This window comes from Kribbella sp. NPDC003557 (genome assembly GCF_040610805.1).
Classification (GTDB): Bacteria; Actinomycetota; Actinomycetes; order Propionibacteriales; family Kribbellaceae; genus Kribbella.
In genome coordinates this window covers 88,803-102,926 of sequence record NZ_JBEXMY010000012.1, presented here as the reverse complement: position 1 = coordinate 102,926, position 14,124 = coordinate 88,803, and the positions used below count along the sequence as shown (strand labels likewise).

At 68.8% G+C, this 14,124-nt stretch carries 14 protein-coding genes; 3 read left to right on the top strand and 11 right to left on the bottom strand.

The features are described from left to right. Nucleotides 1–6: 6 nt before the first annotated feature. Together ABZW60_RS37765 and ABZW60_RS37760 are read right to left on the bottom strand one after the other, a co-directional pair. Nucleotides 7–624 carry an S-layer protein gene (locus ABZW60_RS37765; RefSeq protein WP_355485279.1) on the bottom strand — a complete coding sequence of 206 codons (618 nt, stop codon included), beginning with the start codon at nucleotides 622–624 and terminating at the stop codon, nucleotides 7–9. Between the two features lie 19 nt (nucleotides 625–643). After that, complete coding sequence (locus tag ABZW60_RS37760; protein WP_355485277.1) at nucleotides 644–2,296, bottom strand: phage tail tip lysozyme; 1,653 nt, start codon at nucleotides 2,294–2,296, stop codon at nucleotides 644–646. A 175-nt stretch (nucleotides 2,297–2,471) separates the two neighbouring features. Between ABZW60_RS37760 and ABZW60_RS37755 the strand changes: the two genes are divergently transcribed. Then, complete coding sequence (locus ABZW60_RS37755) at nucleotides 2,472–3,140, top strand: GntR family transcriptional regulator (protein ID WP_355485275.1); 669 nt, start codon at nucleotides 2,472–2,474, stop codon at nucleotides 3,138–3,140. Between the two features lie 3 nt (nucleotides 3,141–3,143). Here ABZW60_RS37755 and ABZW60_RS37750 read toward each other — a convergent pair whose 3' ends face one another. From ABZW60_RS37750 to ABZW60_RS37715, 8 genes are read right to left on the bottom strand one after another with little or no spacing between them, the layout of a single operon-like run. Beyond that, nucleotides 3,144–5,174, bottom strand: a complete 2,031-nt coding sequence (locus ABZW60_RS37750; RefSeq protein ID WP_355485273.1) for a hypothetical protein — start codon at nucleotides 5,172–5,174, stop codon at nucleotides 3,144–3,146. Then, on the bottom strand, nucleotides 5,171–6,385 hold the full coding sequence (locus ABZW60_RS37745; RefSeq protein ID WP_355485271.1) for an enolase C-terminal domain-like protein: 1,215 nt from the start codon (nucleotides 6,383–6,385) through the stop codon (nucleotides 5,171–5,173). The genes ABZW60_RS37750 and ABZW60_RS37745 overlap by 4 nt, the downstream gene beginning before the upstream one ends. Continuing rightward, nucleotides 6,382–7,137, bottom strand: coding sequence for an SDR family oxidoreductase (locus ABZW60_RS37740; protein ID WP_355485269.1), 756 nt, complete (start codon nucleotides 7,135–7,137; stop codon nucleotides 6,382–6,384). The genes ABZW60_RS37745 and ABZW60_RS37740 overlap by 4 nt, the downstream gene beginning before the upstream one ends. A gap of 17 nt (nucleotides 7,138–7,154) precedes the next feature. Beyond that, on the bottom strand, nucleotides 7,155–7,964 hold the full coding sequence (locus tag ABZW60_RS37735) for a carbohydrate ABC transporter permease (RefSeq protein WP_355485268.1): 810 nt from the start codon (nucleotides 7,962–7,964) through the stop codon (nucleotides 7,155–7,157). Beyond that, complete coding sequence (locus ABZW60_RS37730; protein WP_355485267.1) at nucleotides 7,951–8,877, bottom strand: sugar ABC transporter permease; 927 nt, start codon at nucleotides 8,875–8,877, stop codon at nucleotides 7,951–7,953. Before ABZW60_RS37730 ends, ABZW60_RS37735 begins: the two co-directional genes overlap by 14 nt. Next, nucleotides 8,874–10,154 (bottom strand): extracellular solute-binding protein, encoded by a 1,281-nt coding sequence (locus tag ABZW60_RS37725; protein ID WP_355485265.1) that lies wholly within the window; start codon nucleotides 10,152–10,154, stop codon nucleotides 8,874–8,876. Before ABZW60_RS37725 ends, ABZW60_RS37730 begins: the two co-directional genes overlap by 4 nt. Before the next feature lie 18 nt (nucleotides 10,155–10,172). Continuing rightward, nucleotides 10,173–10,880 (bottom strand): FCD domain-containing protein, encoded by a 708-nt coding sequence (locus ABZW60_RS37720; RefSeq protein ID WP_355485263.1) that lies wholly within the window; start codon nucleotides 10,878–10,880, stop codon nucleotides 10,173–10,175. Continuing rightward, nucleotides 10,877–11,980 carry a DUF4185 domain-containing protein gene (locus ABZW60_RS37715; RefSeq protein ID WP_355485261.1) on the bottom strand — a complete coding sequence of 368 codons (1,104 nt, stop codon included), beginning with the start codon at nucleotides 11,978–11,980 and terminating at the stop codon, nucleotides 10,877–10,879. Before ABZW60_RS37715 ends, ABZW60_RS37720 begins: the two co-directional genes overlap by 4 nt. Before the next feature lie 103 nt (nucleotides 11,981–12,083). On the opposite strand from ABZW60_RS37715, the gene ABZW60_RS37710 reads away from it, so the two are divergent. Together ABZW60_RS37710 and ABZW60_RS37705 are read left to right on the top strand one after the other, a co-directional pair. Then, entirely contained in the window at nucleotides 12,084–12,470 is a 387-nt protein-coding gene (locus tag ABZW60_RS37710) for a phage holin family protein (protein WP_355485260.1), read from the top strand. Next, complete coding sequence (locus ABZW60_RS37705; protein WP_355485258.1) at nucleotides 12,470–12,892, top strand: low molecular weight protein-tyrosine-phosphatase; 423 nt, start codon at nucleotides 12,470–12,472, stop codon at nucleotides 12,890–12,892. Before ABZW60_RS37710 ends, ABZW60_RS37705 begins: the two co-directional genes overlap by 1 nt. On the opposite strand, the gene ABZW60_RS37700 is transcribed toward ABZW60_RS37705, so the two are convergent. Further along, nucleotides 12,883–14,094, bottom strand: a complete 1,212-nt coding sequence (locus ABZW60_RS37700; protein WP_355485256.1) for a pyrophosphate--fructose-6-phosphate 1-phosphotransferase — start codon at nucleotides 14,092–14,094, stop codon at nucleotides 12,883–12,885. The two genes, ABZW60_RS37705 and ABZW60_RS37700, sit on opposite strands and share 10 nt — an antisense overlap. Nucleotides 14,095–14,124: the final 30 nt, after the last annotated feature.

The following is a 14,124-nucleotide window of genomic DNA, read 5'->3' as shown; positions in this document are numbered from 1 at the left end:
GGACGGTTATTTGTCGGTCTTCCAGATGATGTCGAGGGTGTCGGGGTTCCAGCCGTAGCCCTTGATCCACTGGAGGGCCTTCGTCTTGGCCTCGGGGGTCCAGGTCTCGATGACGATGGAGATCGCCTCGGGATTGTTCGGGTCGGACTTGGACTTGGTGTAGGTCGCCTGGAAGCCGGGGCCGATGTACGGCAGCTGGCCGAGGATCGGGTATTTCAGCTTGAGCCGCTGCTGGATCTTGTCGTACTTGCGGCCGGCCTCGGCCTCCAGCTCGCGCTCCTGCTCCGGGTTGTTCTTGGTCCACTCCCGGCCCTCGGCGCTGTTGGCGTAGAGGTACATCTTGTAGCTGAGCGGATCGCTGCCCGACGTGAACGTCTCGGTGTAGCTCTGGAAGCCGCGCCGCGAACCCACCAGGGTGTGCTCGCCCTCCTTGATCTTGACCTCGCCGTTCGCCGGGATCTGGTGACCGTCGAGGGTCAGGGTCAGGTCGTTCGGGATCGACGTCACGGTCAGCGTCGTCTTCGATCCGCCGCCGCGGAACAGCACGACACCGCCGATCACGATCAGCACGACGGCCAGCGCCACGACGCCGATCATGAAGGGCCGCCGGTTCTCCTCCAGCATCCGATGCTCCTGTCCTTGCTCAGCTCGCCGGTTGTGGCGCGTTCTTCAGCCGGTAGACCGTGAAGTTGCCGGAGCCTCCGCCGACGTCGTACAGGTACCCCGCCTCCGGCACGTGACCGTGGAGCGAGGCGGACGCGGAGTTGTAGCCGCCGCCTTCCTTGCCCCAGGGACCGACGTACAGGTAGGTGTGGCCGGGTCCGTTCAGGATGTCGCCCGGTTTCATGCCGCCCGGGGGCTCGCCGTGCCACCAGTCGTACTTCCCGGAGCTTTCCAGATACGTCTTCTGCACGCCGGTTCCGACATTCGGGTAGTCCTTGTCGGCGCCGCTCATGTGCATCACGGTCGCGACGAAGCGGCCGCAGTCACTGTACGGGTCGATGCCGCTGGAGCCGTCGTTGTACTTCTCCATCGCGTCGACGTACTCCTTCTTCGCGATGCTCGCGGCGACGCCGTCGTGACCGTCCTCCGGCCAGGCCAGGTTCTTCGCGACCTCGGCGATGTTGCCGCTGCCGGCGCCGCAACCGCCGCCGGTGCTCGCGGCCGCGTCCCCGCCGCCGGCCGGCGCCGAGCCGGCGAACTGGTCGAACACGTGCCGCGCGTTCGCCTTGCGCTCGGCGTAGCGCGAGTGGTTCGGGTTCTCACTGCCGGCGAACCGCTCGAACATGTGGCCGAACTGGTACGCGGCGTCCTCGACCGAGGTCGCACCCTTGATCGCGCGCCCGGCGGCCGCTTCCGCGAGCGGCGGGTCGCCGTTGAGCTGCTTGACCAGGAACTCCAGCTGGTAGCCCAGCGAGGCGATCTTCTCGTCCGGGACACCCGCGTCCCGGGACGGGTTGATCATCTTGCCGGCCGGCGTCCACTGCACGATGCCCCAGCCGAGCGAGGAGTCGACCACCGCGTTCGGCATGCTGATGGTGCCGGGGTTGGTGCCCTGCAGGCGGGCCGGCTCGACGCTCGACTCGCTGATCATGTTGCCGACGATGCCCGCGGCCTGCTCCTTGGAGTAGCCGTTCTGGACGAAGAAGTTGAAGGCCTTCTGCTGGTTGTTGGCCCCGGAGAGGTTGCCGTCGACGCAGCTGCAGCCGCCGCCCTTCGAGGTGTCGATCTCGAACAGGTTCTCTTCCGGCTTCGGGACGATCGACCACTCGTTGTTGTTCTCCTGGTCGGCCCACATCTCCCAGTGCACGTGCACGCCGGAGAGCCCGATCGGGGCGCCCTGGCCGTCGGTGCCCTCGTTGCCGACGCCGGCGGTGCCGATCACGTCGCCGCGCTTGACCTCGGCGCCGTTGGCGACGCTGACGGTCTTCAGGAACTTGTACCGCGTCTCGACGCTTTCGAGGGTGACGGTGTCCCCGGTCTTCGAGGCCATCCGGATCCGGACCTCGTGCGCCGCGGCCGTGACGACCTTGCCGTCGTGGGACGCGTAGACCTTGGCGTCCTCGTCGACCTTGAAGTCGTAGCCCTGGTGGAAGATGGTCCACTCACCGTCGATCTGGTGCCGATCGGTCGGCCAGCCCATCATCGGTTCGTCCTGGGCGTGCTGCGCGCACTGCGCCTCGGCCGAATCCAGCCCGCCCAGGACGCTGAGCAGCATCAGCAGGACGATGACCAACGGCAGCAACAGCACCAGCCCGATCGCACCAAGGAGCTGAGCCGGACTGATCTTTCCCACGCTCTGCTCCTCGCTGCTCCGAGTGGGCTCCCCGCGCCGGTCCGCGGGAAGGGGCGGCCACTAGAGAGAAATGCTGCCTGAAAACCGGGTCATTATGTCGGGAGTTATCCACAGGCAGGGTGTCCGGGGCCGGGTCGGGCGCGACAACGAACCGGGTCTGGACGAGAATCTCGGTATGTACGAACGGCTGCGGGTGGACCGCTCGACCACGGTGGACCGGGTGGTCGACGCGCTGCGCGCCGCCCTGTTCGCCGGCGACCTGCAGCCGGGGACGCCGCTGCGCGAGCAGCCGCTCGCCGAGGCGCTCGGGGTTGCCCGGAGCACCATTCGCGAGGCGATGACGATGCTGGTCACCGAGGGACTCGCGGTCCGGGAGCCGAACAAGGGGGTCAGCGTCGCGATCCTGCACCCCGCGGCGGTCGCCGACATCTGCCGCGCCCGGTTCGTCCTCGAGTCCGCCGGGATCCGGGCCTGGTACGACGCCGACGAGGCGGCCCGGGAGCGGGTCCGGGAGGCGATGCGGGTGTTCGCCGCGACCGCCAAGGACGGCGCGGACCCGGAGGCGATGACCGAGACGCACCTGGCCATCCACCGCAGCCTGGTCGCGCTGACCGGCAGCGAGCGGCTGATCGCGACCGCCGACTCGATCACCGGTGAGGCCCGGCTCGCGCTGGCCCGGGTGGACGCGCTGCGGCAGGACGCGCGCCAGCAGGTCGCGTCCCACCGCAAGCTGGTCCGGTTCCTCGAGCGCGGGGAGCTCGACGAGTGCGTCGAGGAGCTCCGCCATCACCTCGCCGGCGCCGAGGAGTCCCTTCTCGAGGCCATCGCGATGCCTCCCGCCTGAGCGTCAGACCAGTCCGTCGGCCGTCACGTCGTAGGTCCTCGAGCCGACCCTGAGGCCGGTCAGGCGGGCGTCCGGGTCGAGCGCCGCGACCTGCGGGCTGGCGGTCACGGTCCCGTCCAGGGCGACCTCGATGCCGAAGACACCCTCCAGCACCAGGCTGACCCAGGCGCCGGACGACGAGCACGACCAGTCGATCAGGTACGGGAACTGCGGCGGCGACTTCCGCGCCCCGCCGGCCATCGCCGGCTGTGCCTCCTCGACGAAGTGAGCCTGCCCACACGGCCCCTGGTTCGCCGTCTTGGCGAGGCCCGGCAGCCAGTCGAGCAGTACGTCGCCCCGCCCCAGTGCGAACAGGGCGCGCCCCGCGTCCGCCGGCCACGCCGGGTACGCGCCGTTCCACTGGTGGTCCGGCCGGACGCTGAACGCGGCGTCCGCGTCGTACGGTGACAGCGCCCGCATCCAGGTGGGCGTCTGGAGCTCCCGCTGGAAGAACGAGACCATCTCGGCGCACTGCGTCTCGGACAGGTCGTCCGGGATCGTCGTACCGACGATGTTGAAGTCGTAGCAGTGCCGGACCGGTACGAGCGACCCGTCGGGCTGCCGTGCGTGCCAGAAGCCCTTGCCCTCGACGTACAACTCGTTGACGTGGCCGGCCTGCGCAGAGGCCTCCTTGCGGAGCAGGGCAGCACGGTCCGCGTCACCCGAGCGGTCCGCGAGCTCCGCGGCGACCCGCATGCACCACACGTTGGCCGCGTTGAAGCTCGCCACCTCGTGCACGTAGCTGCTGACACACTCCAGCAGGTTGTCGATTCCGCCGTAGTCGGCCAGCGCGTGCTCACCGCGCAGCCCGCGCCAGGCGGTCGCCCAGTCGTGCACATGGTCGCCGACGGCCTTCGGGCCGACCGTCGCGTCGAGGAACGCGTCGTCCCCGGTGAAGCGCACGTAGTCGCGCACCAGCCGGGTCATGGCGAAGTCGTTGACCGAGTACCAGTAGCCGACCGGTCCGCCGGTCAGCCACTCGGTGCCGAAGTGCTTGTGGGTGTCCAGGTCGATCCAGTGCTCGATGTGCTTGCGCATCGGCTCCGGGTCCAGCAACGCATGCGTGAGCGAGGACAGGCTGTAGTCCCAGATGAACGTCGTGGTCTGCCAGTACCGCGGCATCAGCGTGTCGTACGTCCGGCCGAGCACGCTGGCCGGGTTGTCGCGCCGGAACCAGATGACTCCGAGCACACCCCACCAGTACAGCTTCCGCAGCGCCTCGTTCGACGTCTCCAGCACCGGCAGCGAGCCGCTGAACCCGTCGCTGGACGGGTCGAAGGCGTCCGCGATCGCCACGTCCCACATGCTCTCCGCGACCGAGATCACCGCCGGTACGTCGGCCACGCAGACGTCGAAGTGCTCCGTCGCCTCGTCCAGCGACCCCGCGAGCACATGCACGTACGACAGCCGCCCGCGCCCGTCCGCATCCAGCACGACGGTTGCCTCGAGCATCGTCCTGTCCACCGTGCTGGGCACATCGAGCCCTTGCAGGCTGACAGCAGATCCGGACTCGCCGCTGCCGACAACCCGATTGTCGACAACCGCCAGCGTGTTCACCTCGGACGGCGGCTCCGGGCGCAGCCAGCCGGCGGACGAGCGGGTCGCGGTGCTGGCCAGCGAGAACCCCAGCTGGACCGACCGTCCCGGTGTGCCCGAGACGTCCAGCTGGACGACCACGGCCGGCCGACCGGGGGCGCAGGCGGTGGTGGTGCGGAGGTCGAGTCCGTCGACCGAGGTGGAGCGCACGACACAGTCCGGGCGCCACACCACCTCGACGGTGCCGCCGTACGAACGCGCGAGCCGGCCGTCGACGTACAGCTGCCCGGTGATGGTGTCGCCGTGCGAGTACGGCGGGAAGTTCACGCTCCGGATCGCCACCACGTCGTGGTCGACCTGCGCGGTGCCGAGGAAGTTCGTCAGCCCGGGCGGGTTGAACATGTCGTCGTAGGTGTGGGTGAGGACGTCGCTCGCCAGGTCGGCGCTGCGCGGAATCATGATGGGTCTGCCCAATCGGTGTTCGGTAGCAGGGGGTACCAGTCCGGGCGGGCCGGATCGCGGTCGTACGGGTACGGGCCGAGCTCGCGGAACAGCTCGGCGTACTCGGCCAGCTTGTCGCGGTCCAGCTCCACGCCCAGGCCGGGCGCGTCCGGGACCGCGATCGCGCCGTCGGCGTACGGGAGCCTGCCGCCGACGACGATGTCGTCGCGCAGATGGTGGTAGTGCGCGTCCGCGGCGAACGACAGGTTCGGGACCACGGCGCCGAGGTGCAGCATCGTCGCGAGCTGGATGCCGAGCTCACCGGAGGAGTGCACCGCGACCCCGAGCTGGAACGTCTCGCAGACGCCGGCCGCCTTGACGCACGGCCGGATGCCGCCCCAGAACGTGGTGTCCAGCAGGATGACGTCGACCGCGGGATCGCGGACATTCGCGGCCAGCTGCTCGAAGTTCACCACGACGGTGTTGGTGGCGAGCGGGATCGGCGTGTTCTCGCGGACCCGTCGCATCCCGTTCAGGCCCCAGGTCGGGTCCTCCAGGTAGTCGTTGTCGAGGTCCTCGATCCCGCGCGCGAACCGGATCGCCTCTTCGACACTGAAGGCGCCGTTCGGGTCGAAGCGGACCCGGTGCCCCGGGAACGCCTCGGCCAGCGCGCGGAAGCACTCGCGCTCGTAGTCCGGCGGGAACACCCCGCCCTTCAGCTTGTGCACGCTGAACCCGTGCCGGTCGACCAGCTCGCGGGCGTGCGCGACCAACTGGTCCGGCGTCCGGATCTCGCCCGTACCGTCGTCCGCGGCGTGCCGGAAGAAGAGGTAGCTCGCGAACGGCACGCGCTCGCGGACCTTGCCGCCGAGCAACTCGTGCACGGGGACACCGAGTTCGCGGCCCTGCAGGTCCAGACAGGCGAATTCGATCGCCGCCAGGAGCTGGGTGCGGTTGTTGTAGAGGCTCGCGGTCGGGTTGGCGAGCATCCAGCGCAACGCCTCGGTGCGGGCCGGGTCGTGGCCGACCAGGTACTCCTTCAGCCCGGTGACCGCGGCCTCGGCGCTCTGCCCGCCGCCGCCCATCTCACCGAGACCGATCAGCCCGTTGTCGGCCTCGACCTCCACCACGGTCCGGACGAAGCGTCCCCAGTGCGCCCCGTTGCTGTGCCGTAGCGGCGCCTCCAGCGGCATCGTCACCGTGGTCGCGCGGACGTCGACGATTTTCACTTCGCGTCCTCCGGCAGTACGACGGCCAGCCCGGCGGTCAGCCCGCCGTCGACCTTCACGTCCGCGCCGGTCACGAACGACGCGGCCGGGGACGACAGGAAGTAGATGACCTCGGCAACTTCTCCCGGTGTCGCGACGCGGCCGAGCGGATGCGACCGGCCCCACTCGGCGACCACCTCGTCGGTCGTTCGCCCGCCGCTGAACTGCGCGGCCGAGGTGCGCAGCATCGGGGTGTCCACCGACCCGGGGCAGACCGCGTTCACGCGGATCCCGTCCGGCGCGTGGTCGACCGCCATCGCCCGGACCAGGCTCAGCAACGCACCCTTGCCCATCGAGTACGCCGCGACGCTCTGCTGCGCCGCGTACGCCTGCACGGAGGCCACCACCACGACACTCCCGCCCCGCGGCAGCTTGGGCACGAACGCCTGGCAGGCGAAGAACACCCCGCCGACATTCACGGCCATCACCTCGTCGTACACCTCGAAGGGCGTGTCGACGACGGTTCCGTAGCGTTGGACGCCGGCCGCACACACCAGCACGTCGATCGCGCCGATCTCCTCCGCGGCGGAAGCCAGCGCGGCCCGGTCCGAGACGTCCACCTGGACGCCGGTCACCCCGTCGCCCAGTGCGGCGAGCGAGGCAGGGTCGCGGTCGAGCACGACGACCCGGTCGCCGGCAGCCAGGAAACGTTCCACCGCCCCGCGGCCGATGCCGGCGGCGCCGCCGGTCACCACGACTGTGCGGCTACTCATATATGTCCTCCGAGAGATCAGAACTGACCCAGGGCGAGGCCCCGGGAGAAGAAGCGTTGGGCGGCGAGGAACAGGATCACGGTGGGGAGCGAGACGAGCAGGCCGCCGGCCAGCACGGTCGGCAGCGCCGCGCCGCCGTACGTGCTCTGCAGGCCGGTCAGGGCCGGCATGATCGGCCGCACCGATTCCGACTGGCTCAGGGTGAGGCCGAGCAGCAGGTCGTTCCAGACGAACGTCGCCTGCAGGATGAAGATCGCGGCCAGCGCCGACCCCGCCATCGGCAGGTAGATGCTGCGGAAGATCCGGAACAGCCCGCCGCCGTCGACCACCGCGGCCTCGAACACGCTGCGCGCGATCCCGGTGAAGAAGTTCCGCATCACGAACGCCGAGAACGGCACGCTGATCGCGGTGTACACGATGATCATCCCGGTCCGGGTGTCGTACAGCCCGGAGTTCGCGTACCCGGAGAACAGCGGCATCAGGATCATCTGCAGCGGGAAGATCGTCCCGCCGAAGATGAACACGAACCACAGGAAGCCGCGCTTCAGCCGTAGGACGACGATCGCGTACCCGGCCGCCGCGCCGATCAGCACCGCGAGCACCGGCGCGACCACGCTGTACATCGTGGTCGCCACCAGCGTGTCGCCGAGCGCCGCCTTGCTCCACGCGTCCCCGAAGTTCGTGAACAGGTCGAACCCGGCCGGTTTCCACACCGTCTTGGCGTCGTAGCCGTCGACGGACTTGGACGCGTTGACGATCAGCAGGTAGACCGGCGCCAGCCAGATCAGCCCGAGCAGGACCAGGAATCCCGTCTTAACCTTGCTCACGAGCGTCCCCCAACTGGTAGCGCAGGTAGAGGATCGAGGCCGCGAAGGTGACCAGGCTCAGGAACAGCGCGATCGCCGCGCCCTGGCCGTAGTCGTTCAGCACGAACGTCTCCTTGTACATCGACAGCGCGAGCGTCTCCGAGGAGGTGCCCGGACCGCCCTGCGTCATCACCCAGACCACGTCGAAGGTCTTCAGGCTGCCGACGATCGACAGCCCGATGACCACCGTGGTGATCGCTCTGAGCTGTGGCCACAGGTGATACCGGAAAAGCTTGAAGCCGTCGGCACCGTCCAGCCGGGCGGCTTCCAGGGGCTCCGTGGGGATCGACTGGAGGCCCACGACGAAGAGCAGAGCATTGACGCCCGCGGCCTGCCAAGTCGTTGCCACGATCATCATCAGGGTGTTGCCGGGGCCGGACTGTAGCCAGCCGGTGTGGGCACCCGGGAGCCCGAAGAACCCAAGTGCCTGGCCGAGTGCGCCGTCCGGCTGCAGCACGAAGCCCCAGATGACACCGACGGCCACACCGGAGATCGCGTACGGCAGCAGGAACGGCAGCCGCAGCCAGGTGCCCCACTTGTGGCCGTAGGTGAGTACGGCCACCAGCAACCCGAGGACGACCGGCAGCGTGATCATGCCGGCGACCCACAGCAGGGTGTTGACCAGTGCCCCGATCAGATCGGGGTCACTGAACATCGCCTTGTAGTTGGCCAGCCCGGACCACACCGGTGACGCCAGACCGTCGTAGTCGGTGAAGCTGACGTACGTGGTCCAGAGGAACGGCAGGTAGAGCAGCAGCGCGACCACCCCCGCGGCCGGGAGCCCGAACAGCGGTGCCATTCGGGCTCCGGTCCGCGCGGCGCGGGTGGCGTTCAGCCGGCGGGTTTCCACCGGCCGCTCGGTGACAGCAGTCACTTCTGCTTGGCCCAGTACGCGTCCGCCTCGGCCTGGATCTTCTGCAGGCCCGGCATCGGGTCACCCGGCTTGGTGACGAACGCGCCGAACACCTCGAGCGCCTTGTTCGCCACCGGGACCGGTGTCGCCTCGAACCAGCGGTTGATCAGGCGGTACCCGTTGACGTCCTTGTTCAGCTGGGCCAGACCCGGGTCCTTGACCTCGGCCTTCGGGTTGAACGACAGGTCGCCGCGGGAGTTCGCCCACGCGGTCTGCGCCTGCGGCGTGACCCACCAGTCGGTCCACTTCTTCACCGTCGACGCGTGGTCACTGGCCGCGGCCGAGCAGACCGGGCCGGTCTCGAAGATCATCGACGTCTTCGGCAGGTCGGGGTTCACGTTCGGGATGACGAAGAAGTCGTAGTCGGTCCCGGCCTTCATCTTCAGCGTGTTCAGGTTGCCGCTGAACCAGGTGCCGAAGTTGATCATCGCGACGTCGCCGTTCTTCAGCTGCGCCTGCGGCTCGGTCTTCGCGCCCGGGTCGCTGAAGTACCCGGCGTCGATCATCTTCTTCCACTCGTTCATCACCTCGACCACACCCGGGTCGGTGTACTTCGCCTTGCCGGCGGCGAGGTTGTCGTACAGGTCCGGGTCCTTGCCGGCCAGCAGCGTCTCGAACCACACGAAGGAGAACAGGATGTTGGTCTGGTAGAACGGCTTCACACCCGCGGCCTTGACCTTGTCGGCCACCTGCGTCAGCTCGGCCCAGGTCTTCGGGGTCTGGGTGATCCCGGCCTTCTTGAAGACGGCCTTGTTGTAGTACATCACCCAGTAGCCGGCGTTCAGCGGGACGCAGTACTGCTTGTCTCCGAAGGTGAAGTACTGCTTGAGCTGCTCCGGGATGTTGCCGTCGGCAATCGCCTTGCTCCACTGGTCGGTGGTCTCGGCGACGAGCTTCTGGTCCACCAGGTCCTGCAGCTCCTTGCCGGTGTGCCAGGTGAACAGGTCCGCCTTCTCCTTGGTCCGGAACGAGGACCGGATGAACGCGGTGTAGGTGTTCGAGTCGGAGTAGCCGACCGGCTCCATGCCGACGCCGACATCCTTCTTGCTCGCGGCGCCGACCTGGGTGAACGCGTCCTTCCAGCCGCCCTTGTCGTTGTAGAACTTGAGCGAGTCGACCGGCTTGTCCTCACCCTTCGCCGGCCCGGCGGCGCCGCCACCGCCACCACAGGCGGACAGCGCGAGCGCGCCGGCGATCACCAGAGCCGCCAGCGCCTTGCGATTGTTGGTGCGTTGCATGTGATGCGTCCTTCCAGCTCAGGGATGCTGAAGTCGTTCGTTGATGACGGCGAGGACGCCGTCGAGGTGTTCGCGGGTGAGTAGTTCGGCCAGGTCGGCGTCGCCGGAGCGGACCGCGTCGTAGATGGCGCGGTGCTCGTCGAGGTCGGCCTGGCGGTCGCCGTGGATGTGCAGGATCTCCAGCTGTTCCCGGGCGTTCACGACCGTGACCGACTCGACCACCTCGGCCAGGGTCGAGTTCCCGGACGCCTGCGCCAGTGAGCGGTGGAAGTCCATGTTCACCTCGGCCAGCTGCGCATGGTCGCCGGAAGCGATCAGCTCGGCCGCACTGTCCAGGTCCTTAGCCATCTGCTCCAGCGCGGCCGCACCACGGGTCTGCGCAGCCAGTGCGGCGACAGGTGGCTCGATCAGGGCACGTGCCTGCAGCAGCTCGACCAGCCGGTCCGGGCTCGGTGCCAGCGCCAGCGGGTTCGCCAGGACCAGCCGGCCGACGTTCGGGCCGACGTACACGCCGGAGCCGTGCCGGAGCTCCACAGCCCCGGTTGCCTCCAGCCGGCGCAGCGCCTCCCGGACCGTCGGTACGGCGACCTTGAACCGCTCCGCCAGCGACCGCACGGCCTCGAACTGATCACCCGGCGCCAGCTTCCGCTCCGCGATCAGCGCGAGCATCGACGTCGCCAGGTCGTCCAGCAGACTGCGCCGTACGACGCCTCCGGTGGCGCTCATCCGGCCGCCGCCAGCGTGACCGAGACGAAGCGCGGGCGGTAGATGCTCACGTCGCCGTACAGCTCGTCGCTCACCAGGCTGTTGACGTTGTAGCTCACCAGCAGCGACGTACCGCGGCGCAGGTCGGGGTGGTCGTGGGAGTTGTACGTGATGATGTTCCCGCCCGTCTCCGGGGTCTGGTACAGCTCGACCGGCTTCACCCACGGACCGGTCGGCGAGCAGGAGAAGTACCCGAGGACGCGCTTGCTGAAGAGCTCGTTGGTGTCGTGCGTGACCAGCAGATACCCGTCGCTCCAGCGGGTCACGCTGTGCTCGTTCGCCACGCCCTGCAGCACGCGGGCCGAGGCGGACTCGTCGACCGACCAGCCCGACCCGGTCCAGTACTCCCACGGCTTCGCGGTCAGGTCGTCGCCGCGGACCCGGGCGACGTGCTGGTACTTCGCGGCGCCCAGGTCCTCGACGCCGTACACGTAGGTGTACCCGTGGTCTCGCAGCAGCCAGCCGGACCACTGCACGTTCGCACCGGACGGGATCGGCGTGAGGCTCTTCAGCTTGTACGTCGCGCTGTCGAACCGGGCCAGGTAGTTGCTGGCCCAGCGCCAGTCCCACTGCCCGGTCCCGGTCTTCTCGAAGCGCAGGGCGACCACGTCGAGGTCGCGGCCGGCGTGGCTGGTCTGCGCGGCGCCGAACCAGTACCAGCCGTTGGACGGCGGCGGGACGAGCGCGGTGGGGTCGGCCGCCGTACCGCCGGTGACCGTCTTCAGCTTCGTGCCCTGCTGGATCACGAACGAGTTGTTGATGAACGGCGTGGTGGTCGGACGGGTGCCGTCCGCGTTCACCGGGCCGAGGAACGTGTCGGAGAAGACCCACGCCGTACGCCCGCCGGGGAGCGGGACGGAGTAGGTGCTGTCCGCACCCGTCCAGCCCTTCCCGGTGTTGCTGTATGCGTTGAGGAGGCCTTCGGGCGCCGCGTGCGGCGACGCCTGGGCGGTCCAGTTGGTGCTGACAGCGCTGCAGCTCGACGGGGCTGCGGCTGCCGGGACAGCGAGGCCCGCTGCCGTGAGTGACAACGCGACTACCGCGATCAGTGGACGGGACATGAAAATGATCAGATCACTTGGTCATTTTCGGTGTCAAGAGTCAGGGCAGTATCAGGGGTGATGCTGAGCGTGGTGTTACCCGTGAGGTGGGAGGATCGACGACATGAAGAACTTGATCATCAGGCTGCTCGCCAACGCGATCGCGCTGGGCGTGGCGACCTGGCTCGTCTCCGGGATCACCCTCGAGGGCGCGACCACCGGCCGGCGTGTGCTCACACTGCTGATCGTCGCCGCGATTTTCGGCGTCGTTAACGCGATCGTGAAGCCGGTGGTGAAGCTGCTGTCGCTGCCGCTGCTGATCCTCACCCTCGGCCTGCTGACCTTCGTGATCAACGCCGTGATGCTGTGGCTGACGTCCTGGATCACCGGGAAGCTCGACGTCCAGTTCCACGTCGACGGATTCTGGGCCGCGCTGTGGGGCGCGCTGATCATCAGCGTCGTCGGCATGCTCATCAACGTCGTGCTGCCGGACAAGGCCGAAGTCCACTAGTGCGCGTCGAGATCGTCTGCACCGGGAACATCTGCCGGTCACCGATGGGTGAGGTGGTGCTGCGCGCCAAGCTCGCCGAGGCCGGCCTCGACGACGTCGAGGTGACGAGTTCGGGCACCGGCGGCTGGCACGTCGGCGACCGGATGGACCCGCGGGCCGCGGCCGCGCTCCGGCGCCGCGGGTACGACGGCAGCGCCCACCGGGCCCGTCAGTTCGACCGGTCGTGGACGCCGGACCTGATCCTCGCGATGGACGCGGGCCACCTCGACACACTCACCCGGTACGGCGCCGCCGCGCAGCTGTTCGCGCCCGACGACGTACCGGATCCGTACTACGGCGAGGACGACGGCTTCGACGAGGTCCTCGCGCAGATCGAGAAGGCGGCCGACCAGTGGGTCGACCGCCTCCGTCATCAGCTCTGACCGATGCCGGCCTTCAGGGCGACGAACCAGTCGGCGGCCGGGTCGAAGGCCTTGCCGCCGGCGATCCGCGGGAACTCGATCGCGCGCAGCTCGTCGCCGCGCTCCTCGTCGTGGCCGACGACGCCGGACTCACCGCGCAGCGCGGCGTCGACGGCGTAGTCGGTGCACTCCTTGATCAGCGCCAGGTCGCGGTCGTTGGCCGCGGCCGAGCGGCTGAAGTACCCGCTCTTCTGCACCATCGTCTTCTCCGCGCCGATCCGCTCCGCGAACTGCTTCGCGAACCAGGCGCCCGGGTTGATGGTGTCCAGCTTCACGTGCCCGAACGGGTCCCGGCCGACCTCCTCGCCGCGCGCCTCCAGCTCGGCGACGATCGACTCCACGCCGGCGCCCTCGGACAGGAAGATGTTGACGCAGTCCTCGTCGTCCATCACCGTGCGCAGCCGCTCGGCCTCGGCGTCCAGGTCGATCGTTGCCTCCGGCACGTACACCGCGTCGACGTCCCAGCCGCCCTTGCGCAGGCCGATGCCTGGGTTCCATTCCTGCTCGTCGACCCACTGCTGGTAGGCCTGCGCGGTGGCCGCGGTCAGCCACCCGCAGTTGCGTCCCATCACTTCATGGACGATCAGCATCCGCGGGTTCGAGCTGTGCTCGGCGATGATGTTGCGGGCGAACAGCGCGCCCTGCTCGGCGGCCGTCCAGGCGCCCAGGCTCTGCCGGATCGGGACCACGTCGTTGTCGATGGTCTTCGGCAGCCCGACCACGGTCAGGTTGTAGTCGTGCTCCTGCAGGTACGCCGCGAGGTCGGCGGCGGTGGTGTTGGTGTCGTCGCCGCCGATCGTGTGCAGGACGTCGACGCCGTCCGCGACCAGCCGCTCGGCCGCGACCTGCAGCGCGTTCTGCCCGTCCTGGATCAGGCCGCGCTTGACCAGGTCCGCGGTGTTGGTGAGCTTCACCCGGCTGTTCCCGATCGGGCTGCCGCCGAACTTGTGCAGCAGCGCCGCCTTCTCCCGGACCTCCGGCGTGACCTCGAGGAACTGGCCGCTGAGCAAGCCGTGGTACCCGTTCAGGTAGGCGATGATCTCCACGTCGGGCGCCACCTCGGTGTAGCGCTCGATCAGCCCGCCGACGGCGGACGACAGGCAGGGCGCGAGCCCGCCGGCGGTGAGCAGGGCAACTCTGCGGACAGACTTGTCGGCAGCCATGGGTCAGGGTCCTTCCGGAAGTCGCTGAAG

Excerpts from the sequence above, each read along its gene's own strand:
- ABZW60_RS37700 (WP_355485256.1), bottom strand. The coding sequence starts at position 14,094 with ATGGCTGCCGACAAGTCTGTCCGCAGAGTTGCCCTGCTCACCGCCGGC.
- ABZW60_RS37725 (WP_355485265.1), bottom strand. The coding sequence starts at position 10,154 with ATGCAACGCACCAACAATCGCAAGGCGCTGGCGGCTCTGGTGATCGCC.
- ABZW60_RS37740 (WP_355485269.1), bottom strand. The coding sequence starts at position 7,137 with ATGAGTAGCCGCACAGTCGTGGTGACCGGCGGCGCCGCCGGCATCGGC.
- ABZW60_RS37765 (WP_355485279.1), bottom strand. The coding sequence starts at position 624 with ATGCTGGAGGAGAACCGGCGGCCCTTCATGATCGGCGTCGTGGCGCTG.
- ABZW60_RS37755 (WP_355485275.1), top strand. The coding sequence starts at position 2,472 with ATGTACGAACGGCTGCGGGTGGACCGCTCGACCACGGTGGACCGGGTG.
- ABZW60_RS37720 (WP_355485263.1), bottom strand. The coding sequence starts at position 10,880 with ATGAGCGCCACCGGAGGCGTCGTACGGCGCAGTCTGCTGGACGACCTG.
- ABZW60_RS37715 (WP_355485261.1), bottom strand. The coding sequence starts at position 11,980 with ATGTCCCGTCCACTGATCGCGGTAGTCGCGTTGTCACTCACGGCAGCG.
- ABZW60_RS37750 (WP_355485273.1), bottom strand. The coding sequence starts at position 5,174 with ATGATTCCGCGCAGCGCCGACCTGGCGAGCGACGTCCTCACCCACACC.
- ABZW60_RS37710 (WP_355485260.1), top strand. The coding sequence starts at position 12,084 with ATGAAGAACTTGATCATCAGGCTGCTCGCCAACGCGATCGCGCTGGGC.